The sequence below is a fragment of the Rhodococcus sp. BUPNP1 genome, from assembly GCF_002215235.1.
Taxonomy (GTDB): Bacteria; Actinomycetota; Actinomycetes; order Mycobacteriales; family Mycobacteriaceae; genus Rhodococcus.
On record NZ_NERM01000005.1, the window covers coordinates 88,841 to 110,753 of the forward strand.

Below are 21,913 nucleotides of genomic sequence, written 5' to 3' on the forward strand. Positions count from 1 at the left end.
GGATCGATGGTCAGGGCAGTCGCCAGTCCACCGGTTCGCCGCCCTGCTCGACGAGCAGAGCGTTCGCGCGGCTGAACGGACGCGACCCGAAGAATCCGCGTGAGGCCGACAGCGGGGACGGGTGCGCCGACTTCACGGTGGGCACACCGCCGAGCATGGGTTCGAGGGTCGCCGCGTCGCGGCCCCACAGGATCGCGACGAGCGGGGTCCCGCGTGCGACCAGCGCGCGGATCGCCTGCTCGGTGACGGCCTCCCAGCCCTTGCCGCGGTGGGAGGCCGGCTGGCCCGGTGCGACGGTGAGGACCCGGTTGAGCAACAGGACGCCGTGTTCGGTCCACGGCGACAGGTCGCCCGTGGAGGGCTGCGGCAGCCCGAGATCGTCGGTGTACTCGCGGTAGATGTTGGCGAGACTGCGCGGGATCGGCCGGACGTCCGGGGCCACCGAGAAGCTCAGTCCCACAGCGTGACCCGGAGTGGGATAGGGATCCTGACCGACGATCAGGACGCGGACGGATTCGAAGGGCTGCGTGAAGGCACGGAGCACGTTCGGACCGGACGGCAGGTAACTGCGGCCCGCGGCGAGTTCGGCGCGGAGGAACTGCCCCATCGCGGTGATGTCACCGGCGACGGGTTCGAGTGCTCGCGCCCAGCCCGGGTCGACGAGTTCGGACAGGGGCCGACCGGAACGGGGCTCGTCCGCTCCCCCGGCCGCGGACTGTGTGTCGACGGTGTCGGCCACCTGTCACTCCTGATCGATGCGGCGGAGGGCGGTCCGGTAGTAGGCGGCGTTCGCCGCGTACATCTCGGCGTTGGCGTCGAAGTTGTTCTCGGGGACCTCGTAGCCCTCGCGGACCTTCGCGGGGATACCCATCGCCATGCGGCGGGGCGGCAGTTCGAAGCGCGGCGGGATCAGGGCGCCGGCGGCGACCTGCGCGCCGGCACCGACGACCGAGCCGTTGAGGACGAGCGAACCCGAGCCGATCAGCGCACCGTCACCGATCGTGGCGCCCTCGATGTGCGCGTTGTGCCCGACGACGCAGCGAGCGCCGATGACCGTGGCCTCGATCGCGGTGCAGTGGATGATCGTGCCGTCCTGGATGTTGGTCTTCTCCCCCACGGTGATCGTGCCGTAGTCGCCGCGCAGCACCGCCGAGGGCCACACGGAGGCGCCGGCACCGAGGGTGACGTTGCCGATCACGACCGCGTCGGGATGAACCCACGCGTCGGGATGGATATCGGGGACACGCTCGCCGAGTGCGTAGACAGCCATGACTGCAGAACCTATCTCGAGCGAACCCCACCCGGAGTGGTCGCCCTAGCGATCAGCGCCCGCCGCGAAGCTCTGCCAGCCCCCGGATCCGTTGTGGTGTCGCCCGTCGACGGTGACGCCGGAGCCTTCCAGGACCACGCCGATGGGCCGCCATCCGTCCGGCAGGGTGACCTCGCGAGGGAAGCACGCCGCGAGGGCGTGGTCCTCGCCGCCGGTGAGGATCCATTCCTGCGGGTCGACCGACAGTGCCTCCCCGGCGTCCCGGAGTTGCGTGTCGGGAGCGAGTGCACCCGGGTCGAGATCGATCGCGACCTCCGATGCGGTGCAGATGTGCCCGAGATCGGCGACGAGACCGTCGGAGATGTCGGTACATGCGTGGGCGCCTGCCGCGGCCGCGGCAGGACCTGCGGCGTAGGGCGGTGTGGGCACACGATGCGCCGCGACGAGTTCGGGGAAGTCCCGGTTGCCGGCCAGCAGCAGGGCCAGGCCCGCCGCGGAGCGACCGGTGCGACCGGCGAGGGCGACGACGTCGCCGGGGCGCGCAGTGGAGCGGAGGAGCGGTGGCCGTCCGTCGAGTTCGCCGAGCACGGTGACCGAGACGATCACCTGACCCGCCTGCACGAGATCACCTCCCACGACTCCGGCGCCGATCTCCTCCGCAGCCTCCCCGATGCCCGCCGAGATGCCGTCGAGCACGGCGACGGGTGTCTCGGGTGGGCATCCGAGGCCGACGACGAAGGCGGTGGGACGCGCACCGACCGCGGCGACATCGGCTCCGTTCTGGGCGACCGCCTTGCGTCCGACCTCCTCCGGGCTCGACCAGTCGAACCGGAAGTGACGTCCTTCGACGAGCATGTCGGTCGAGATCGCGATGCGACCGTCGGCCGCGGACACGACCGCCGCGTCGTGGCCCGGCCCGACGAGTGTGCTGTCGGGTTGCCGCCGTGCCCTCACCGCGCGTTCGATCACGGGGAATTCGCCGATGTCGGCGACGGTGGGTCCGGTCGGGTTCGTCACGGTGACGGTCGCCTCTTTCTCGGTCGGCGGTGGGAGAGAGCCGGCACGTGCCCTGCTACGTTCGATCACGCTACCGCCCCCTGTCCCCGAGCCCGGATGCTGGACACGATGAACGACACCTCTGCTTCCGATCGCGAACCCTCCGACGACGTCCCCGTCGAGGCGCCCGGATCGGACGGGACGCGACGCAGTCCCGCTCTGATCGCCACGGCGATCGCACTGCCCGTCGCTCTGCTGGTCGGTGTGGTGGTCGCGGCCGTGATCGTGTCGCAGTCACCGGTGAACACGCCTGTCGGTCTCGGTCCCGTGCCGGCTCCGGAAGCGGAGTCCGAATCCTGCTCGCAGTTGCTCGACGCGCTGCCGGAGGAGCTCGGCGACTACACGCGCGCCGAGCTGGCCGATCCGGCACCGGTGGGTGCGGCGGCCTGGCAGTCGGACGACGGCGAGGAGGTGGTCCTGCGCTGCGGTCTCGACCGGCCCGACCAATTCGACCAGGCGGCGGCGCTGCAGGTGATCGACGACGTGCAGTGGTTCGAGGTGTCGGGGGCCGAGCAGGGCATCCCGGCGAGTACGTGGTTCGCCGTCGACCGTCCGGTCTACGTGGCATTGACCGTGCCCGACGGATCCGGGCCGACCCCGCTGCAGGACATCACGGCGACGATCTCCGCGACGCTCCCGCAGCAGGAGATCGATCCGGCGCCGATCCGCTGAGTCGGACGAACGAGAAAGGTCGGCCCCGGCACCGTGGTGTGGTGCCGGGGCCGACCGTGTTCGTCGCCGCGTCGATCAGGACGCGTGCATGGTCCCCGTGCGCTGGTAGCGCTCGTGGAAGGAGAACGCCTCACCGAGCAGGTGCGGGGTGTGACCTGCTCCGGGGGCAGCTTCTGCACGCTCGATGTAGTCGAGCAGTTCGGCGCGGTAGTCGGGATGCGCGCAGCGCTCCACGACGACCCGCGACCGACGGCGGGGAGACAGGGCGCGCAGATCGGCGAGACCTTGTTCGGTCACGATGACCTGCACGTCGTGCTCGGTGTGGTCGACGTGCGGCACCATCGGGACGATCGACGAGATCGCACCGTCGCGGGCCGTCGACGGGCTCAGGAACATCGACAGGTAGCCGTTGCGCGCGAAGTCGCCGGAGCCACCGATGCCGTTCATGATGCGGGTGCCCATCACGTGGGTGGAGTTGACGTTGCCGTAGACGTCGGCCTCGAGCATGCCGTTCATGGCGATGATGCCGAGTCGGCGCACGATCTCGGGGTGGTTACTGATCTCCTGCGGCCGCAACATGATGTGGTCGCGGTAGAAGTCGATGTTCTCGACGAAGTCGTTCAGTCCCGCTTCGGACAGCGCGAGGGCGGTGGCCGATGCGAACCGGACGGTGCCGTGCTTGACGAGATCGAGCATGCCGTCCTGGATGACCTCCGAGTAGCAGGTCAGCCCCCGGTACGGTCCGCTGTCGAGACCGGCGAGCACCGCGTTGGCGACGTTGCCGACACCAGATTGCAACGGGAGCAGCGTGTCGGCGGGCAGCCGGCCGGCGGCGACCTCGTGCGCGAAGAAGTCCAGGACGTGGTCGGCAATGGCCCGGCTGGTGGCGTCGGGTGCCGTGAGCGCGGTCGCGCTGTCGGGGCGATCGGTCTCGACCACCGCGACGACACGTTCCGGATCGATCCGGAAGTAGGGCTGGCCGATGCGGTCCTCGACGTCGGTGAGGTCGATCGGGCGGCGGTTGGGGGGAAGCGCGGTGCCGTAGTAGACGTCGTGTACGCCGTCCATGGCGGCGGGGATCCACGAGTTGACCTCGAGGATCACCTTCTCGGCGACGTCGAGCCAGGTCTTGTTGTTGCCGATGGAGGTGGCGGGGATCAGCTCGCCCGTCTCGGTGATGCCGGAGATCTCGACGACGGCGACGTCGACGTGTCCGTAGTAGCCCTCCCAGACCTGCTGGGCGACATGCGACAGGTGGATGTCGACGTAGTCCATGCGGCCTTCGTTGATCCGTCCGCGTGCGGTGGGCTCCGCCTGGTACGGCATACGCAGCGCGATTCCGTCGACGTCGGCGAGCATGCGCTCGGTGTCGGAGGCCACCGATGCTCCGGTGAGCAGGTTGATCCGGAAGTCGCCGCCGGTCGCCCGCGTGCGGCGGATGTGTTCGGCGAGGGCCGGGGTCACGGCCTTCGGGGTACCTGCGCTGGCGAAGCCGCTGATGGCAACGGTGTCGCCGGGGCGGATCCACTGGACGGCGTCCTGCGCCGACACGATCTTCTTGCGGTAGGTCTCATGACGTACCCGAGCCTCGGCCGGGGTCACGACGACCGACTCCACAGACGGTGCTGCGGGGGATGAAAGGGCTGCGTACATGACGACGACCATAGCGGCGCGGATGATCCGCTCGTCACACTCGGGCCGGACCGGCGATCGCCGTCACCAATTTGGACACAGAGTGTCACGAGTCGCACTCCAAGATCGATGTAATCGGAAGTTGTTGTTCCGCAAGATTTTACACGATGATTACCGCCACGCGGACTGACACTGGGTGCCACCACCTTTCGCGAGAGCCGCTCCGCCGCCATCTCTACGGTATCCCCGTTCGCCGCCGCATCAGTACCGTTCGCCGCCCCCGACGAACCGTTCACCGCCGCCGTGACGGAACGCCGTCGGGCACGATTGCAGCATGACGAACTCCACCGACCTGTTGCGCGACGATGCCGAGCACCTTCTCCGCGAGCTGGCGGGCCCCGATGCCCGGCTCCGGGACGACCAATGGGTCGCGATCGAGGCACTGGTGGTGCACCGTCGCCGCGCCCTCGTCGTCCAGCGCACGGGCTGGGGAAAGTCGGCTGTCTACTTCATCTCCGCCAAGCTGCTGCGCCGGCAGGGCCGGGGTCCCACGGTGATCGTCTCGCCGCTGCTCGCCCTGATGCGCAACCAGGTCGCGGCCGCCGATCGCGCCGGGGTCCACGCCGCGACCATCAACTCCGGCAACGTCACCGAATGGGCGGAGATCCACGAGCGGATCGCGGCGGGCGAGGTCGACGTCCTCCTCGTCAGCCCCGAACGCCTGAACAACCCCGACTTCCGCGACCAGGTGCTGCCCTCCCTCGCCCGCGACGCCGGGCTGGTGGTCGTCGACGAGGCGCACTGCGTGTCGGACTGGGGTCACGACTTCCGGCCCGACTACCGCCGCATCCGCACCCTCGTCGCCGAGCTCGGCGACGACATCCCGGTGCTGGCGACCACCGCGACCGCCAACGACCGGGTGGTCGCCGACATCGCCGCCCAGCTCGGTGTCGGTGGGAACAGCAGCGACGGCCCGGGTGACACGCTCGTGCTGCGCGGCGGCCTCGACCGTCCGTCGCTGCACCTGTCGGTGGTGCGGATCGACGAGCCGGCACGACGCGCAGCGTGGCTCGCGCAGCATCTGAAGGACCTGCCGGGCTCCGGCATCGTGTACGCGCTGACGGTCTCCGCCGCCCGCGACCTCGCGGCGCTGCTCGCAGACCACGGTTACGCGGTGGCGGCGTACACCGGGCAGACCGAACCGACCGAGCGCGAACAGCTCGAAGCCGATCTCCTCGACAACAAGGTCAAGGCGCTCGTCGCGACCTCGGCGCTCGGCATGGGTTTCGACAAACCCGACCTCGGCTTCGTGGTGCACCTCGGCGCTCCCTCGTCCCCGATCTCCTACTACCAGCAGGTCGGGCGTGCGGGTCGCTCCACCGACCGCGCCGAGGTGGTTCTGCTCCCCGGCCCGGAGGACCGCCGGATCTGGCAGTGGTTCGCCTCGGTCGCCTTCCCGGACGAGGAGCTCGTCCGACGTGTGATCGCAGCACTCGATACCGAACGGCCGGTATCGACGCCCGCCCTCGAACCGCGGGTCGACCTCACGCGCTCCCGCCTGGAGATGGTCCTCAAGGTCCTCGACGTCGACGGAGCAGTGAAGAGGGTCAAGGGCGGCTGGCTCGCCACCGGGCAGCCCTGGGTGTACGACGAGGAGCGCTACGGGCGCCTCGAGGAGGCGCGCACCGCGGAACAGGAGGCGATGCTCGAATACGAGCGCACCACCGAATGCCGCATGGTCTTCCTCCGCCGTCAACTCGACGACCCCGATCTCGACGCTGCAGGCACCGGCTGCGGCCGGTGCGACAACTGCATCGGCTCCCGGTGGGAGACGTCCGTCGGCGACGACGAGGTCGCCCGGACCCGCGCCCGCCTCGAACGCCCCGGCGTCGATCTGCCACCGCGACGGCAGTGGCCTACGGGGATGTCGACCCTCGGGATCGCGCTGTCGGGCCGGATCACGGACGGTCCGCGTCCGGGGCGTGTATTGGGCCGGTTGTCGGATCTGGGGTGGGGACCGCGACTGCGCGAGCTGCTCGACGGGCCGGACCGCGAAGTGCCGAAGGCGGTGGTCGACGCGTCGATCGCGGTGCTCGCGGCGTGGGACTGGGAGGAGCGGCCCACCGCCGTCATGGCCATGGACTCCCCCACGCACCCCCTGCTCGTCGAGTCACTCGCGTCCCGATTGGCACAAATCGGACGATTGCGAGATCTAGGTGTATTGCGACGCCGAAGCGGGAATACGGAGCCCACGGCAGCGAACTCGGCATACCGGGTCGCCGCACTGATCGATGGGTGGGAGCGACCCGACGACGTCGGGTCGGTTGGTCCGATCCTGCTCGTCGATGCGGTGACCGACACCGGCTGGACGTTCACGATGGCGGCGAGAACCCTCGTCGCCGCGGGAGCCGACGCGGTGTTGCCGTACGCACTCGCGAGCCCGAAGTAATCGCCACGAGGAGGACCGACGTAACATGTTTGTGACCGGCATCACAACATGCGCTCGACCTGCACGGACCACAGGGTTCCGATCCCGATTCCGGAGACGGGCGTGATCTCGACACCGGAAGTTGTTAGGTTGAAAGGACATATGAGGCCCGTCAAGGAAAGAAGTACCCCGACCCCCGACTCGGCTGAATCGAATACCGCGACCACTTCTTCGGACGTGGCCGCCACCGAGTCCGGTAGTGAGCCGGCTGCAATCGAATTCCGGCGTCCGCGTATCGCCGACGGTAGACGACTCTGGCAGATCGCGCGTGATTCGCAGGTTCTCGACGTCAATTCCGGTTACGCATATGTGCTGTGGTGTCGCGATTTCGCAGACACATCGGTCGTCGCAACGGACGACACCGATCGCCCCGTGGGATTCGTGACCGGCTACCGCCGCCCCGACTCCCCGAACACCTTGTTCGTCTGGCAGGTGGCAGTCGACGCAGACCAGCGTGGACGTGGAGTGGCCGGCCGTATGCTCAACGCACTGCTCGACCGACTCGAGCCGCTCGGCGTGACCCGTCTGGAAACGACGGTGAGTCCCGACAACGAAGCGTCGATCGCAATGTTCACCGCTCTCGCACGTCGCCGCGGAACGCATATCACTCGCACCGAGTTGTTCGCGCCCGACGATTTCCCCGATTCACATCTGGCCGAGGATCTCTACACCATCGGCGAATGATCGCAGCGCATGTGCGCGCGACATCTTCATAATTCTCGAATAATCACAGGAGGACCACGACATGACCATCCTGGAAAACAAGCCCGAGACCACCGGTAAGCCCGATACTGCGATTTTCTCGCACCTCGAATCCGAGGTTCGGAGTTACAGCCGCGGCTGGCCCGCCGTTTTCGACAAGGCATCGGGATCCTGGCTGCGCAGCGAGGACGGCAAGGACTACCTCGACTTCTTCGCCGGCGCCGGAGCCCTGAACTACGGCCACAACAATCCGGTTCTCAAGTCGGCCCTGGTCGACTACATCATGAGCGACGGCGTCACCCACGGCCTCGACATGCACACCGTCGCCAAGCGCAAGCTGCTCGAGACCTTCGAGTCGCACGTGCTCGCGCCGCGCGGCCTGGACTACAAGGTCCAGTTCCCCGGCCCGACCGGCACGAACGCCGTCGAGGCAGCGCTCAAGCTCGCCCGCAAGGTGACCGGCCGCGAGTCGATCATCAACTTCACCAACGCTTTCCACGGCATGACCCTGGGTGCGCTCTCGGTGACCGGTAACTCGATGAAGCGCGCCGGCGCGGGTGTCCCCCTCGTCCACGCCACGCCGATGCCGTTCGACAACTACTTCAACGGCGTCACCGAGGACTTCCAGTGGTTCTCGCGTGTGCTCGACGACGCGGGCAGTGGCCTGAACCGTCCGGCCGCGGTCATCGTCGAGACCGTGCAGGGTGAGGGCGGCGTGAATGTTGCTCGCCCCGAGTGGCTTCGCGCTCTGGCCGACCTGTGCAAGGAACGCGACATCCTGCTGATCGTCGACGACGTGCAGATGGGTTGCGGCCGCACCGGCCCGTTCTTCTCGTTCGAGATCGCCGGCATCACGCCCGACATCGTGACCCTGTCGAAGTCGATCGGCGGATACGGAATGCCGCTGGCGCTCACCCTGTTCAAGCGTGAGCTCGACGTGTGGGGTCCGGGCGAGCACAACGGCACCTTCCGCGGCAACAACCCGGCCTTCGTGACGGCGGCTGCCGCCCTCGAGCACTACTGGGCCGACGACAAGCTCGAGCGCGACACCCTGCGCAAGGGCGAGCGCATCCGCCAGACCTTCATGAACCTGTCGGACATGTTCGACGGCGTCTCGACCCGCGGCCGCGGTCTGGTCCAGGGCCTGGTCTTCGACAAGCCGGAGGACGCCGACAAGGTCTGCGCCCTGGCCTTCGAGGAGGGCCTGCTCGCCGAGACCTCCGGCCCGTCGGACGAGGTCGTCAAGCTGCTGCCGCCGCTGACCATCACCGACGACGAACTCGAGTTCGGGCTGAACATCCTGGCGGAAGCGACCGCCAAGGTCCGTTCCTGAGCGGTCCCCCGCTCCGCCCGTTCCGAAACTACTTGCAGAAGAAGGACTTTCGACACCCATGATCGTTCGTACGACAGAAGAGATCACCGGCACCGAGCGCGACGTCGTCTCGGAGGACGGCCAGTGGCGCAGCAAGCGCATCATCCTCGCCGGCGACAAGGTGGGCTTCTCGTTCCACGAGACCACCATCGAGCCCGGCACCGTCAACGAGTTCCACTACGCCAACCACGTCGAGGCCGTGTGGCTCGTCGAGGGCACCGGCAAGCTCCAGGACCTCGACAACGACGTGGAGTACGACCTCGCTCCGGGCACGATGTACCTGCTCAACGGACACGAGCGTCACCGCGTGCTCCCCGAGACGCGCATGCGCATGCTGTGCGTCTTCAATCCCCCGGTCACCGGCCGTGAGGTGCACGACGAGAACGGTGTGTACCCGTTGATCGTCGAACCCGCCTGAGTGCGGTAACCACGTGACCGATGCGGGGCGGACGCTTAGAGTCGAGACCATGACTCCCGAGCGTGCGCCCCGCATCGCTGTCGGCCCCGAGCACGACCCCCGTTTCGAACGGGCGGTCTCGGGCGGGGGCGGCGTGCCCTGCGGACTCGAGGACACCCCGGACGCGCTCGTCTGGACGGCCGGGCCGCAGGACTTCCCCGAGGTCCTCCCCGCCTCCGTCCGCTGGGTGCAGCTTCCGTCCGCCGGTGTCGAGTACTGGCTGTCGCAGGGCGTCGTCAAGGCTCATCCTCGCGTCACCTGGACGTCGGCCGCCGCCGCCTACTCCACGACCGTCGCCGAGCACGCGCTCCTGCTCCTGCTCGCCGGGGTCCGGGCCCTACCCGCGCATCTGGCGGCCACCTCGTGGGCACCCGAGAGCCTCGCGCCCGCCGTCGGCACCCTCCGCGGCGCGACGGTCGGGATCATCGGTGCCGGTGGTGTCGGTCGTGCACTGATCCCGATGCTGGCCACGCTGGGCGCACATGCGCTCGCCGTCACCCGCAGCGGTCGTCCCGTGCCCGGGGCCGTCGAGACGTTCCCCGTCGAACGCATCGACGAGATATGGACTCTGGCAGATCATTTCGTCATCTCCGCGACTGCCACCCTCGACGTCGAACGCCTCGTCGGCGCAACCGAACTCGCAGCGATGAAATCCACGGCGTGGGTCGTCAACGTCGCCCGGGGTGATCTCGTCGACACCGACGCCCTCGTCGCCGCCCTACGATCCGGCGCGATCGGCGGTGCAGGGCTCGACGTCACCGACCCCGAACCGCTCCCCGACGATCATCCGTTGTGGACGCTCCCCAACGCCGTGATCACGCCCCACGACGCCAATCCGCCCCCATTGCGCATCCCGGCCTATCTCGAGCACGTGACCGAGAACGTCACGCGGTTCGCGTCCGGCCTCGTGCCGATCGGGGTCGTCGATCCCAGCGCCGGCTACTAGGCCACATCTACCGGACCACAGTTGTCCGACCACAGCGCTCACTCCGACCCCTTGTCCTGCTTCTCGTCGCGTTCCGCCCATTCCAGCAGCGGATCGAGGGCGAAGACCGCGTCGTCGATCCCCGCGTGCAGGTCGCCCAGTTCCTCGAACCGCTTCGGCACGGTCCGGATCGTGAAATCCCGCGGATCGAGGTCGTCGATCTCGTCCCACCGCACCGGCGTGGAGACCGTTGCCTCCGGTACACCGCGGACCGAATAGGCACTGGCGATCGTGTGGTCGCGCGAGTTCTGGTTGTAGTCGACGAAGACCGCCGACGGATCACGTTCCTTGCGCCACCACGCCGTCGTCACGTCCCCCGGCGCGCGTCGCTCCACCTCCCGCGCGAAAGCCCATGCGGCCCTTCGGACATCGTCGAACTCCCACTCCGGTGCGATCCGGACGTAGACGTGCAGGCCGTCGCCGCCCGAGGTCTTCGGCCAGCCCACGGCACCGAGCTCGTCGAGCACCTCGTGCGCCACCGACGCCACGCGCCGCACCCGGTCGAAATCGCAGTCGGGCATCGGGTCGAGGTCGATCCGCCATTCGTCGGGCCGCTCCACGTCGCTGCGCCGCGAGTTCCACGGATGGAACTCCACGGTGGACATCTGCACGGCCCACACCACATCGGCGAGGTGGGTGACGCACAGTTCGTCGGCGTCGCGGTCGTAACGCGGGAAGTGCACCCGCACGGTCTCGACCCAGTCCGGCGCCCCGCGGGGCAGCCGCTTCTGGTGCACCTTCTGCCCTTCGAGTCCGTCGGGGAACCGGTGCAGCATGCAGGGCCGCTCACGGAGCGCCCGGACGATCCCCTCCCCCACGCTCAGGTAGTAGTTCGCGAGATCGAGCTTGGTCGCCCCGATCTCGGGGAAGTACACGCGGTCGGGATGCGTGATACGCACCGGGCGACCGTCCACGTCGAGCTCGACCGCCTCGGAGTCCTTGCTCATCCGCGTCTCCCGTCCCTCCCGCTCGTGCACGCGTCCCGTGCACCATCCTGGCCTCTCGATTCCCGTCTGCGTGCGGAAATACACCCCGGCGCACGATTTCCTCCGCGTGGCACGGCCGGGCGCTAACGTCGAAGCGATGCTGCTGCACTCGGTTGTCGACACGTCCGTCGCCGTCGCCGCCACGCGGTCACGACGCACCAAGATCGATCTGCTGCGGGAATTACTGGAGCGCGCCGAATCCCACGAGGTCGAAGCGGTGGTCTCGTGGTTGTCCGGAGAGATGACCCAGGGCCGCCTGGGTGTCGGCTTCCGCACCCTTGCCGGTCTCTCCGCACCGGTCGCCGACGATCCGACGCTCTCCGTCGACGAGGTGTCCGGTTTCCTCGACCGGCTCGCCGACATCTCAGGTCCGGGATCCACCGCCGCGCGGCAGCAACTGCTCCTGGACCTGTTCGGCCGGGCCACCGAGGGCGAGCAGCGTTTCCTCGTCGCGCTCCTCGGCGGTGAGCTGCGGCAGGGTGCGCTCGAAGGGGTGATGACCGATGCGGTCGCAGCGGCAGCCGGTCTCCCCGTCGAACCGGTCCGCCGGGCGGTGATGTTGTCGGGTCGCCTCGCCCAGGCCGCAGCGGCGGCCTTCGACGGTGGTGTGGACGCGCTGGCGGAGTTCGGCCTGGAACTCGGCCGACCGGTCCGGCCGATGCTCGCCTCGCCCGCCGAGTCGCTCGACGCGGCCCTGACCGAGTTCGACGGGGCGGTGAGCGTGGAGTACAAACTCGACGGCGCACGCATCCAGGTGCACCGCCACGAGGACGCCGTGTGGATCTTCACCCGCACACTGCGCGACATCACCGCGTCGGTTCCCGAACTGGTCGAACTCGTCCGGGCGCTGCCGTGCCGCAGTGTCGTGCTCGACGGCGAGACGCTCGCGCTCACCGATTCCGGCCGTCCCCGACCGTTCCAGGAGACCATGAGCCGGTTCGGCGCCCGCTCCGAACGCGAACTGCTCCTCCACCCGTACTTCTTCGACTGCCTGCACCTCGACGGCGACGACCTGCTCGACGAGCCGCTGTCGGTGCGTCTCGACCGTCTCGCCCATGTCGCGGGTGAGCACCGCATCCCGACGCTGGTCGCCCCGCACGCCGACAGCGCCGAGGCGCATCTCGGTGACTCGCTCGGCAACGGTCACGAGGGTGTGATGGTGAAGTCCCTCACGTCGACCTACACCGCCGGACGCCGGGGCCGAGCGTGGCAGAAGGTCAAGCCCGAGCACACCCTGGACCTCGTGGTGCTCGCCGCCGAGTGGGGTTACGGGCGCCGCACCGGCTTCCTGTCCAATCTGCACCTCGGTGCCCGCGACCCGGACGGTGGTCCGCCGATCATGGTCGGGAAGACGTTCAAGGGACTCACCGACGCGCTGCTGCAGTGGCAGACAGAGGAGTTCCCGCGCTACGAGACACACCGCGACGAGCACACCGTCCACCTGCGACCCGCGATCGTCGTCGAGATCGAGCTCGACGGAGTGCAGACCAGCAGCCGCTATCCGGGCGGGGTGGCGCTGCGCTTCGCACGGGTGCTGCGGTACCGGCCCGACAAGTCCGCTGCCGACGCCGACACCATCGACGCGGTGCGCGCGCTCCTGCCCGCAGCGCCGGTGCCCGGAAGCGGCCTACCGTAGATGGGGTGATCGACGTTCCACTCCGTTCCGACGACCTGCCCGCTCTCCTGCACAGCCGTCGGATCGCGGTTCTCACCGGCGCCGGGCTGTCGACGGACTCCGGTATCCCCGACTATCGCGGACCCGACTCGCCCCCGCGCAACCCGATGACCTACCAGCAGTTCGTCGGCGATGCGGAGTTCCGGCAACGCTACTGGGCGCGCAACCACGTCGGCTGGAAACACATGGACGCCGCCCGCCCCAACGCCGGGCACCGGGCGCTCGCGGCCCTCGAACGCGCCGGTTCCGTCGTCGGTGTGATCACCCAGAACGTCGACCTGCTGCACACGAAGGCAGGCAGCCGGCGGGTCGTCGACCTGCACGGCACCTACGCGCAGGTCCGGTGCCTGTCGTGCGAGCACCGCATCTCGCGGTTCACGCTGCACGAGCGGCTGTGCGCGGCCAATCCGGGATTCGACGACCGGATGCGCGCGACGACAGGTCTCGAGGTCGCCCCCGACGCGGACGCAGTGGTCACCGACACCGAGGACTTCGTCGTAGTGGACTGCGACCGCTGCGGCGGGATGCTCAAACCCGACATCGTGTACTTCGGCGAGACGGTGCCGCGCCCGCGGGTCGAACTCGCCTTCTCGGTGGTCGACGGCTCCGACGCCCTGCTGGTCGCCGGAAGTTCGCTGACGGTGCAGTCGGGGCTGCGTTTCGTGCGCCGCGCCGCACAGCGGAACATCCCGGTGGTGGTGATCAATCGTGGCCCCACGCGCGGGGATGTGCTGGCGACCCTCAAGCTCGAGGCGGGCACCTCGGAGACCCTCGCCTTCCTGGCCGACGCAGTGACTGCACCGAGCCGGTGACGGCGACGACCGCACCGAGCGGGTGACGGCTCTCAGACCACCCGGACGAGGTCATCGGCGTGCACGACGGGCCGCTGGAGATCCGGCGGCAGCTGACCGGTCGAGAAGCCGATCATGAAATCGAGTTCGGACGCGTCGTAGGCCACCACACCGCGCGCGACCGTGCGGCCGTCGGGTGCGACGATGCCGACCACGTCGCCTGCGTGGAAACCGCCACTGGTGCCGGTGATTCCAGCGGCGAGCAGCGAGCGCCGCCGCTCCACCACGGCCCGCACGGCACCCTCGTCGAGATACAGCGAGCCGTGGACGTCGGCGGCGTGCCGCACCCAGAAGCGCCGCGCCGACAGACGCTGCGGGCGGGCCGCGAAGGCCGTGCCGACGTCGGCGGCACCCAGCGCACGATCGGCCTGGGAGGCGGCGGCGAGCAGCACCGGCACGCCGGAGTCCGCCGCGAGACGGGCTGCGGACAGTTTCGACGCCATGCCACCGGTGCCCAGCGCGCCACCAGACCCGGCGACCACACCGTCGAGATCCTCGGGGGTGCGGACCTCGGGGATGAGGTTCGCGGAGCCCTTGCGCGGATCCCCGTCGTACAGACCGTCGACGTCGGACAGCAGGATCAGCGCCTCGGCGCCGATGAGATGCGCGACGAGCGCGGCGAGCCGGTCGTTGTCGCCGAAGCGCAGTTCGACGGTCGCGACGGTGTCGTTCTCGTTGACCACCGGCACCGCACCGAGCGAGCGCAGCCGGTCGAGGGTGCGTTGCGCGTTGCGGTGCTGGGTGCGCCGGCCGATGTCGTCGGCGGTGAGGAGCACCTGGCCCACGGTGCGGTCGTAGCGGGCGAAGGAGGTGCCCCAGGCGTGGGCGAGGGTGAGCTGCCCGACGCTCGCCGCGGCCTGCTTCGTCGCGAGATCACGCGGCCTGCTCGTGAGGCCGAGCGGTGCGAGCCCGGCACCGACCGCACCCGAGGAGACCACGACGACACTCGAGCCCGTGCGGATCCGGGACTCGATGGCGTCGACGAGCCGATCGAGCCGGCCGCGGTCGAGCCCGCCCACCAGGCTCGTGATCGCCGACGAGCCGATCTTGACCACTACGCTGCGGGCGTGGGAGACGACCTCCCGGGTGTCGCTCATGTTCTCCTCGGTACGCTTCGGGCTTCCTGAACGGTGGGAACGCGGGGCCGGTTACTCGAACTCGTCGTCGGTGGCCAGACCGCGGCGCACCTTCTTCGCGTGGCGACGCTCGGCGGCGCCGACGCGGTCGACCTGGTCGAGACGGGCGTCCGTGCCGCGACCGGTGGGCACGACGTCCACGCCGGCCTGCGTCTGCGGTTCCCACTCGAAGCCGACCTCGCCGATGGTGACCCAGCATCCGGGTTCCGCGCCGAGCTTGACGAGCTTGTCCTCGACGCCGAGACGTGCGAGGCGATCGGCGAGATAGCCCACGGCCTCGTCGTTGTCGAAGGCCGTCTGGCGCACCCACCGCTCGGGACGGGTGCCCCGCACGATGAATCCGCCGGGCACCTCGGGATCGCGGACCACGGTGAAGGCCTCCTCGTCGCGGGCGACGGGACGGATCACCGGGCGGGTCGGCGCGGCCGGCGGATGTGCCTCGCGGTACTCGTCGACCATCTTCGCGAGGGCGAACGTCAGCGGACGCAGGCCGTCGCGGCTCACGGCCGAGATCGTGAAGACCGGCCAGCCGCGGGCCTCGAGTTCGGGGGTGACGAACTCGGCGAGTTCCTTCGCGTCGGGCACGTCGGCCTTGTTGAGGATCACGATGCGGGGGCGCTCGGCGAGGTCGCCGAGTCCGCTGTCGCCCGACAGCGCGGGCTGGTAGGCGGCGAGTTCGGCCTCGAGCGCGTCGATGTCGGAGATCGGGTCGCGGCCGGGTTCGAGGGTCGCGCAGTCGACGACGTGCGCGAGCACGGCGCAGCGCTCGAGATGCCGGAGGAAGTCGAGGCCGAGGCCACGTCCCTCACTGGCGCCGGGGATCAGGCCGGGCACGTCGGCGACAGTGAAGGTCGTGTCGCCCGACTGCACCACACCGAGGTTCGGCACGAGGGTGGTGAACGGGTAGTCGGCGATCTTCGGCTTGGCGGCCGACAGCACCGACACGAGCGACGACTTGCCGGCCGAGGGGAAGCCCACGAGGCCGACGTCGGCGACGGACTTCAGTTCGAGGACGAGGTCGAGTTCCTCGCCTTCCTCGCCGAGCAGCGCGAAGCCGGGGGCCTTGCGTGCCTTCGACGCGAGTGCGGCATTGCCGAGACCACCGCGACCGCCGTGCGCGGCGACGAAACGTGTGCCGGTGCCCACGAGGTCGGCGAGGATCCGGCCGTCGCGGTCGAGCACGACGGTGCCGTCGGGAACCTTCAGGACGAGGTCGCCGCCGTTGGCACCGTTGCGGTGGCCGCCGGCGCCTTGGGCACCGTTGGTCGCCTTGGCGTGCTGGTGGAAGTGGAAGTCGAGCAGGGTGTGGACGTTGCGGTCGACTTCGAGGACGACGTCGCCGCCGTTTCCTCCGTTACCGCCGTCGGGGCCGCCGAGCGGCTTGAACTTCTCGCGGTGGACGGAGGCGCAGCCGTTGCCGCCCTTGCCGGCGCTGACGTGCAGCACCACCCGGTCGATGAAGCGGGACATGGGTGGACCTTCTCTCGTCCTAAACAAACCTGGTGATCAACGCAACAAGGGCGGGTCAGGGTGTGCGACCCTGGCCCGCCCCTATTGGGAGTATGTCGCGGGAGCTGGTCCCGCGGTGTCCGTTACCGGACGGCAGATCAGGCGTCTGCCGCAGCCGGAACGATGTTGACGGTCTTGCGACCGCGCTTGGTACCGAACTCGACGGCACCGGCCGCGAGGGCGAACAGCGTGTCGTCGCCGCCGCGTCCCACGTTCACGCCGGGGTGGAAGTGGGTGCCGCGCTGGCGCACGATGATCTCGCCGGCGTTGACGGCCTGGCCACCGAAGCGCTTGACGCCGAGGCGCTGTGCGTTCGAATCGCGACCGTTACGGGAGCTGGATGCGCCCTTCTTGTGTGCCATGACGAACCCTCCTGGGGTTGAAGCTCGAAGCTCGGTTTACTTGATGCCGGTGACCTTGACGACCGTCAGCTTCTGACGGTGGCCCTGGCGCTTGTGGTACCCGGTCTTGTTCTTGAACTTGTGGATGCGGATCTTCGGGCCCTTGGTGTGCTCGACGATCTCGCCGGTGACCGAGACCTTGGCCAGCTTGTCGGCGTCGGTGGTCAGTTCGGATCCGTCGACGACGAGGACCGGGGCAAGCGAGACAGCAGCGCCGGGCTCACCCTCGATCTTCTCGACCTTGACGAGGTCGCCTTCAGCGACCTTGTACTGCTTACCGCCGGTCTTGACGATCGCGTACGTTGCCATCGGACGGCTACCCCTTGCTTCTTCGAACGTGCTCGCGCCACAGTGCTGCGGACGCGACTGGTCTGGTGTGGTTGCTGACTCGGGTCCCGCCGGCATCCTGAATCCGGACGCGGCTGGGCACTATCGCCGAGTAGCGACTGAACAAGATTACGGGAAGGTGACTCCCAGGGTCAAACCGGGTGGCACGGTAGTGCCTGCTTCCGGGCCGGTCGTGACCGGCCCGGAAGCGGAGGGTCACGCTTCGGCGTCCACCGGAGGTCCGGCGGGGCGCCCTGCGGCACGCCGCGAACGCGGCCGCCGCACGATCTCCACCGGCGTCTCGACCGGTGTGCTCGGCCGGGAGTCCGACTCGGCCCCCGTCGACGTGTCGGTCGTCGCGGGGACGACGAACACCTTGGCTGCAGGTCCACCGTCACCGGCGGGCGCTGCGGCCGCCCGTGCGACCCTGCGGGCCCGACGACGACGCGGAGCCGGTTCTGCGGCCTCGACGGAAGCCGCACCGTCGGTGCTCTCCCCCGCGCCGGAGACGGCCGTCCCGGACACGGCAGCCTCGGGAACAGCGGTCTCTGCGACCGCGGATTCGGCCGCTGCGACCTCGGCTTCGATCTCGGCGGGCTCGTCGGAGGCGGTCGTCACCGTGGTGGCGTCCTCCCCTGCGACGGGCTCCTTCGTCGGTGCGGCGACCTTCTCGGGCTCGACGGCCCGCAGCGGCTCGGTGACCTTGACCGGGTCGACGTCGGCCGCCGTCTCGGATGCGGCCTCGGCCGCTGCTGCCGACTCTGCCTCCGGAGCGTCCGCGGCCGGTGTCGAGTTGTGCGCGGCCATGGCGAGCGCCACGGGGTGCGCGGCACGCTTGACGACCTCTTCGGGCGACGGCGTCGCGTGCGCCTCGGCGGCGGGCTCCTGCGAGCTCTTGTCGCGTCCACGCTTGCGCCGCGAACCACCGCCGGACGAACGACCGGAGTCGTCCGAGGACTTCGACTCGATCGGCTCCGAGTGCACGATGAGGCCGCGGCCGCTGCAGTGCTCACAGGTGGTGGAGAACGCCTCGACGAGACCGGTCCCGAGCCGCTTGCGCGTCATCTGGACCAGGCCGAGCGAGGTGACCTCCGAGACCTGGTGGCGGGTGCGGTCCCGGCCGAGAGCCTCGGTCAGGCGCCGCAGCACGAGATCGCGGTTGGACTCGAGCACCATGTCGATGAAGTCGACGACGATCATGCCGCCGATGTCGCGCAGGCGCATCTGGCGGACGATCTCCTCGGCCGCCTCGAGGTTGTTACGGGTGACCGTCTCCTCGAGGTTGCCGCCGGACCCGGTGAACTTGCCGGTGTTGACGTCGATGACGGTCATCGCCTCGGTGCGGTCGATGACGAGCGTGCCGCCGGAGGGCAGCCACACCTTGCGGTCGAGAGCCTTCGCGAGCTGCTCGTCGATGCGGTGCGCGCCGAAGACGTCCACCGAGTTCTCCGAGCGGTAGCGCTCGACGCGGGGCAGCAGGTCGGGTGCGACCGTCCGGATGTAGCTCTCGACGGTGTTCCACGCCGAGTCGCCCTCGATGACGAGCTTGGAGAAGTCCTCGTTGAACAGGTCTCGCACGACCTTCACGAGCAGATCCGGCTCCTCGTAGAGGGTCTTCGGCTGTCCCGATGCGTCGGCCTGCAGCTTCTCGGACTGCTCCCGGATCGCCTCCCACTGCGTCTGCAGACGGGTGACGTCGCGCGAGAGTTCCTCCTCGCTCACGCCCTCGGCGGCGGTACGGATGATCACGCCCGCCTCGGAGGGGACGATCTCGCGGAGGATGTCCTTGAGACGCTTGCGTTCGGTGTCGGGCAGCTTGCGGCTGATGCCCGTGGACGAGCCGCCCGGCACGTACACCAGGAAGCGTCCGGCGAGGCTGATCTGGGTGGTCAGACGCGCGCCCTTGTGACCGACCGGGTCCTTGCTGACCTGCACGACCACCTGGTCGCCGGGCTTGAGGGCCTGCTCGATCTTGCGGGAATTGCCTCCGAGGCCCGCGGCCTCCCAGTTCACCTCACCGGCGTAGAGCACGCCGTTGCGGCCACGCCCGATGTCGATGAACGCGGCTTCCATGGACGGAAGGACGTTCTGCACGCGGCCGAGATAGATGTTGCCGACCATCGACGCCGACCCGGAGGTCGTGACGAAGTGCTCGACGAGGATGCCGTCCTCGAGCACCGCGACCTGCGTCATGCCCGCGTGGGAACCGCCCGTGCGTTCGCGCACGACCATGACCCGGTCGACCGCCTCGCGGCGGGCGAGGAACTCGGATTCGGTGAGGATCGGGGGCCGGCGGCGACCGGCCTCGCGGCCGTCACGCCGACGCTGACGCTTCGCCTCGAGACGCGTGGAACCGCTGATGCCCTGGACCTCGTCCTTGGCGCGGCTCTTCGGACGCGGCTCCCGCTCGTGGACGACCGTGGGAACCGAGTCGTCGTCGGTGCTCGCGGTGTCGGTGTCGGAACCGCGACGACGACGGCGACGGCGGCGGCGGCGGGACGTCCCCCCGCCCTGCTCGTCGTCGGTGTCGTGCTCGTCGCCCGAGGCGGCCTCGTCGGAGGTGCTCTCCTCGGTGCCGGCGGTCTCCTCGGCGTGGGTCTCCGCTGTGGTGGACTCTGCTGCGGTGGACTCCGCTGCAGCGGGCTTCTCCGTCTCCGCGGCGGCGGACTCGGTGTCCTCGCCGGTCGCGGTGGTCTCGTCCTGCTGGTCGGTGTCGGTGCCGTCCCCGCGGCCACGTCCACGACCGCGACGTCCGCGGCGGCGGCGACGCGGCTGGTCGTCCTGGTCTTCCTCGGCCTGCTGCGACGGCGCTTCCTCGGTGGACTCGGCGGCGGCCGGCTCGGCGGTCTGCTGCTCGTCCTCGGCCGGAGCCTGCTCGGTGTCCTTGCCGCGGCGTGCGCGTCGGCGACGCGGGCGGGTCTCCTCCTCCTCGGCCGGCGAGGGCACCTCGGGCTGGAGGAACAGCGGTGCGGCGACCATCGGCTCGGCCGTCGTCGACGGCTCGGGCATCTCGAACAGCGGAGTGCTCTGCTCCACCGACGTGAACAGCCCGGTGGGTCCTCCGACGGAGGGGATGTCGACGGCCTGCGGCGCGGTCTCGTCCGCGGTCTTCTCGGCGGGTCGCAGCTCGTCGCTCTCGACCGGCACGGCCTCGGCGGTCTCCGCCACCTCGGCCGCAGGCTCGGGCGTCGCCTCGGCGGCGGGCTCGGGAGCAGCCTCGGCCTCGGGAGCCGTCTGTGCTGCAGGTTCGGGAGCCGTCCCGGCTTCCTGCACGGTGGGTTCGGCCGTGCCCGTGTCGTCGCTCAACGCGGCGTGCAGGTCCTCCGCGACGTCGCGTGGGAGGGTCGAGTGCGCACTGCGCAGCTCGGTGCCGCGCTCGGCGGCTTTCGCAATCACCTGCTTACTGGTCAGCCCCAGCAGCTTGGCGAGGGCATGGACGCGGATCTTGGCAGGCAGACCGAGGAGGTTCCGTCCCCCTGCGTCCGACGCTTCGATCGAGTTGTTCTCCGGCGGCTCTTGATCGGCCACGTAGGTCTCCTAAGGCCCCCGGGCGCGTCCACCACCGACAACAGCGATGTGAGCGGCCACGCGGGGGCGCAGCTTGTGTACTCGCGCCGGGTGGGCGCGAGTCCTTCCGGTCTCGCATCGCGCGGTCGTCCGGTGCCCGTTTTCACTGCACGGCCGAGCAATGCCTGGCTTGATCGCGGGTCGAGCGCCGGAACATCCAGCGTGCCGCCGAGCGAGGTGTCTCCTTCGTCCTCGGCCACAGCGATGTCGGGCATCGATCCGTGATGTCGTTCGGCCGCTCCGCACGCGGTGTGTGCGGGGCAACCTATGCCAGTATCCCACACGGAGATGCACGGATACGCCAACGGCGCCCCGGAGGGCGCCGTCGGCGGTGTCGGGAGGCGCGAAGCGCGACGCCCGAGAGGTTTCGTGAGCGACACGCCAGGCGCCGCTCGTGCGGGGCTGTTACTTCGCAGCCAGGGCGGGGAACCAGAGAGCGATCTCGCGCTCCGCGGACTCCACCGAGTCGGAGCCGTGGACCAGGTTCTCTCCCGGATCCAGGCCGAGGTCGCCACGGATCGAGCCGGGCACGGCCTTCTCGACCGGATCGGTGCCACCGGCGAGCTGCCGGAACGCCGCGATCGCGCGGGGGCCTTCGAGGACCGCCGCCACGAGGGGGCCACCGGTGATGAACTCGATCAGGGAGGGGTAGAAGGGCTTGCCCTCGTGCTCGGCGTAGTGCGCTCCGGCGACCTCCTCGGTCGCGGTACGCAGCTCGAGAGCCACGATGTCCAGCCCCTTGCGCTCGATGCGCGAGAGGATCTCTCCGACGTGACGGCGTGCGACGCCGTCGGGCTTGATCAGTACCAGGGTCCGCTCAGTCACGC

General features: G+C 69.5%; 19 protein-coding genes. 8 read left to right on the top strand and 11 right to left on the bottom strand.

Going from position 1 to position 21,913, the window contains the following annotated elements:
* Nucleotides 1–10 precede the first annotated feature (10 nt).
* The 3 genes from B9C99_RS06730 to B9C99_RS06740 are packed head-to-tail and all read right to left on the bottom strand — an operon-like array spanning nt 11 to nt 2,287.
* Nucleotides 11–739 carry a uracil-DNA glycosylase gene (locus tag B9C99_RS06730; RefSeq protein WP_088897342.1) on the bottom strand — a complete coding sequence of 243 codons (729 nt, stop codon included), beginning with the start codon at nt 737–739 and terminating at the stop codon, nt 11–13.
* A 3-nt stretch (nt 740–742) separates the two neighbouring features.
* Nucleotides 743–1,270: a gamma carbonic anhydrase family protein gene (locus tag B9C99_RS06735; RefSeq protein WP_088897343.1), complete on the bottom strand. Its 528-nt coding sequence runs from the start codon at nt 1,268–1,270 to the stop codon at nt 743–745.
* A 45-nt stretch (nt 1,271–1,315) separates the two neighbouring features.
* Nucleotides 1,316–2,287, bottom strand: coding sequence for a thiamine-phosphate kinase (locus B9C99_RS06740; RefSeq protein ID WP_088897344.1), 972 nt, complete (start codon nt 2,285–2,287; stop codon nt 1,316–1,318).
* A 96-nt stretch (nt 2,288–2,383) separates the two neighbouring features.
* On the opposite strand from B9C99_RS06740, the gene B9C99_RS06745 reads away from it, so the two are divergent.
* Entirely contained in the window at nt 2,384–2,998 is a 615-nt protein-coding gene (locus B9C99_RS06745) for a DUF3515 domain-containing protein (RefSeq protein ID WP_088897345.1), read from the top strand.
* Nucleotides 2,999–3,073: 75 nt separating this feature from the next.
* Here the strand turns inward: B9C99_RS06745 and B9C99_RS06750 are convergent, their stop codons facing one another.
* Nucleotides 3,074–4,615, bottom strand: coding sequence for an acetyl-CoA hydrolase/transferase family protein (locus tag B9C99_RS06750; RefSeq protein ID WP_060651092.1), 1,542 nt, complete (start codon nt 4,613–4,615; stop codon nt 3,074–3,076).
* A 349-nt stretch (nt 4,616–4,964) separates the two neighbouring features.
* Between B9C99_RS06750 and B9C99_RS06755 the strand changes: the two genes are divergently transcribed.
* From B9C99_RS06755 to B9C99_RS06780, 5 genes are all read left to right on the top strand, one after another.
* Nucleotides 4,965–7,079: a DEAD/DEAH box helicase gene (locus tag B9C99_RS06755; RefSeq protein ID WP_088897346.1), complete on the top strand. Its 2,115-nt coding sequence runs from the start codon at nt 4,965–4,967 to the stop codon at nt 7,077–7,079.
* Between the two features lie 216 nt (nt 7,080–7,295).
* Complete coding sequence (gene ectA / locus B9C99_RS06765; protein WP_088897347.1) at nt 7,296–7,802, top strand: diaminobutyrate acetyltransferase; 507 nt, start codon at nt 7,296–7,298, stop codon at nt 7,800–7,802.
* A gap of 61 nt (nt 7,803–7,863) precedes the next feature.
* Entirely contained in the window at nt 7,864–9,153 is a 1,290-nt protein-coding gene (ectB, locus tag B9C99_RS06770) for a diaminobutyrate--2-oxoglutarate transaminase (RefSeq protein ID WP_016691896.1), read from the top strand.
* A 58-nt stretch (nt 9,154–9,211) separates the two neighbouring features.
* Entirely contained in the window at nt 9,212–9,610 is a 399-nt protein-coding gene (locus B9C99_RS06775; RefSeq protein ID WP_016691895.1) for an ectoine synthase, read from the top strand.
* Nucleotides 9,611–9,659: 49 nt separating this feature from the next.
* Nucleotides 9,660–10,595, top strand: coding sequence for a D-isomer specific 2-hydroxyacid dehydrogenase family protein (locus B9C99_RS06780; protein WP_088897348.1), 936 nt, complete (start codon nt 9,660–9,662; stop codon nt 10,593–10,595).
* Between the two features lie 38 nt (nt 10,596–10,633).
* Here the strand turns inward: B9C99_RS06780 and ligD are convergent, their stop codons facing one another.
* The gene (gene ligD / locus B9C99_RS06785; RefSeq protein ID WP_026061078.1) at nt 10,634–11,581 is read right to left on the bottom strand and encodes a non-homologous end-joining DNA ligase; all 948 of its coding nucleotides are present in this window, start codon (nt 11,579–11,581) and stop codon (nt 10,634–10,636) included.
* Nucleotides 11,582–11,717: 136 nt separating this feature from the next.
* On the opposite strand from ligD, the gene B9C99_RS06790 reads away from it, so the two are divergent.
* Both B9C99_RS06790 and B9C99_RS06795 read left to right on the top strand, forming a co-directional pair.
* A complete protein-coding gene (locus B9C99_RS06790) occupies nt 11,718–13,256 on the top strand; it encodes an ATP-dependent DNA ligase (protein ID WP_088897445.1) in 1,539 nt (512 codons plus the stop codon).
* Nucleotides 13,257–13,261: 5 nt separating this feature from the next.
* Entirely contained in the window at nt 13,262–14,107 is an 846-nt protein-coding gene (locus tag B9C99_RS06795; protein WP_016691891.1) for an NAD-dependent protein deacetylase, read from the top strand.
* Nucleotides 14,108–14,139: 32 nt separating this feature from the next.
* Here the strand turns inward: B9C99_RS06795 and proB are convergent, their stop codons facing one another.
* The 6 genes from proB to ndk all read right to left on the bottom strand — a co-directional run bounded on the left by proB (nt 14,140) and on the right by ndk (nt 21,911).
* Nucleotides 14,140–15,243 carry a glutamate 5-kinase gene (gene proB, locus B9C99_RS06800; protein WP_016691890.1) on the bottom strand — a complete coding sequence of 368 codons (1,104 nt, stop codon included), beginning with the start codon at nt 15,241–15,243 and terminating at the stop codon, nt 14,140–14,142.
* Nucleotides 15,244–15,294: 51 nt separating this feature from the next.
* Nucleotides 15,295–16,752 carry a GTPase ObgE gene (gene obgE / locus B9C99_RS06805; protein ID WP_016691889.1) on the bottom strand — a complete coding sequence of 486 codons (1,458 nt, stop codon included), beginning with the start codon at nt 16,750–16,752 and terminating at the stop codon, nt 15,295–15,297.
* A 137-nt stretch (nt 16,753–16,889) separates the two neighbouring features.
* Nucleotides 16,890–17,153 carry a 50S ribosomal protein L27 gene (gene rpmA, locus B9C99_RS06810; protein WP_006551184.1) on the bottom strand — a complete coding sequence of 88 codons (264 nt, stop codon included), beginning with the start codon at nt 17,151–17,153 and terminating at the stop codon, nt 16,890–16,892.
* Between the two features lie 36 nt (nt 17,154–17,189).
* The gene (rplU, locus tag B9C99_RS06815; RefSeq protein ID WP_006551183.1) at nt 17,190–17,501 is read right to left on the bottom strand and encodes a 50S ribosomal protein L21; all 312 of its coding nucleotides are present in this window, start codon (nt 17,499–17,501) and stop codon (nt 17,190–17,192) included.
* A gap of 234 nt (nt 17,502–17,735) precedes the next feature.
* Entirely contained in the window at nt 17,736–21,014 is a 3,279-nt protein-coding gene (locus tag B9C99_RS06820; protein WP_172414891.1) for a translation initiation factor IF-2 N-terminal domain-containing protein, read from the bottom strand.
* Nucleotides 21,015–21,491: 477 nt separating this feature from the next.
* Nucleotides 21,492–21,911, bottom strand: coding sequence for a nucleoside-diphosphate kinase (ndk, locus tag B9C99_RS06825; protein ID WP_006551181.1), 420 nt, complete (start codon nt 21,909–21,911; stop codon nt 21,492–21,494).
* Between the last annotated feature and the right edge of the window lie 2 nt (nt 21,912–21,913).

Coding starts and splice junctions, on each gene's coding strand:
- B9C99_RS06735 (WP_088897343.1), bottom strand. CDS start 1,270: ATGGCTGTCTACGCACTCGGCGAGCGTGTCCCCGATATCCATCCCGAC.
- B9C99_RS06745 (WP_088897345.1), top strand. CDS start 2,384: ATGCTGGACACGATGAACGACACCTCTGCTTCCGATCGCGAACCCTCC.
- B9C99_RS06755 (WP_088897346.1), top strand. CDS start 4,965: ATGACGAACTCCACCGACCTGTTGCGCGACGATGCCGAGCACCTTCTC.
- ectB (WP_016691896.1), top strand. CDS start 7,864: ATGACCATCCTGGAAAACAAGCCCGAGACCACCGGTAAGCCCGATACT.
- B9C99_RS06775 (WP_016691895.1), top strand. CDS start 9,212: ATGATCGTTCGTACGACAGAAGAGATCACCGGCACCGAGCGCGACGTC.
- B9C99_RS06780 (WP_088897348.1), top strand. CDS start 9,660: ATGACTCCCGAGCGTGCGCCCCGCATCGCTGTCGGCCCCGAGCACGAC.
- ligD (WP_026061078.1), bottom strand. CDS start 11,581: ATGAGCAAGGACTCCGAGGCGGTCGAGCTCGACGTGGACGGTCGCCCG.
- B9C99_RS06790 (WP_088897445.1), top strand. CDS start 11,718: ATGCTGCTGCACTCGGTTGTCGACACGTCCGTCGCCGTCGCCGCCACG.
- proB (WP_016691890.1), bottom strand. CDS start 15,243: ATGAGCGACACCCGGGAGGTCGTCTCCCACGCCCGCAGCGTAGTGGTC.
- obgE (WP_016691889.1), bottom strand. CDS start 16,752: ATGTCCCGCTTCATCGACCGGGTGGTGCTGCACGTCAGCGCCGGCAAG.
- rpmA (WP_006551184.1), bottom strand. CDS start 17,153: ATGGCACACAAGAAGGGCGCATCCAGCTCCCGTAACGGTCGCGATTCG.
- rplU (WP_006551183.1), bottom strand. CDS start 17,501: ATGGCAACGTACGCGATCGTCAAGACCGGCGGTAAGCAGTACAAGGTC.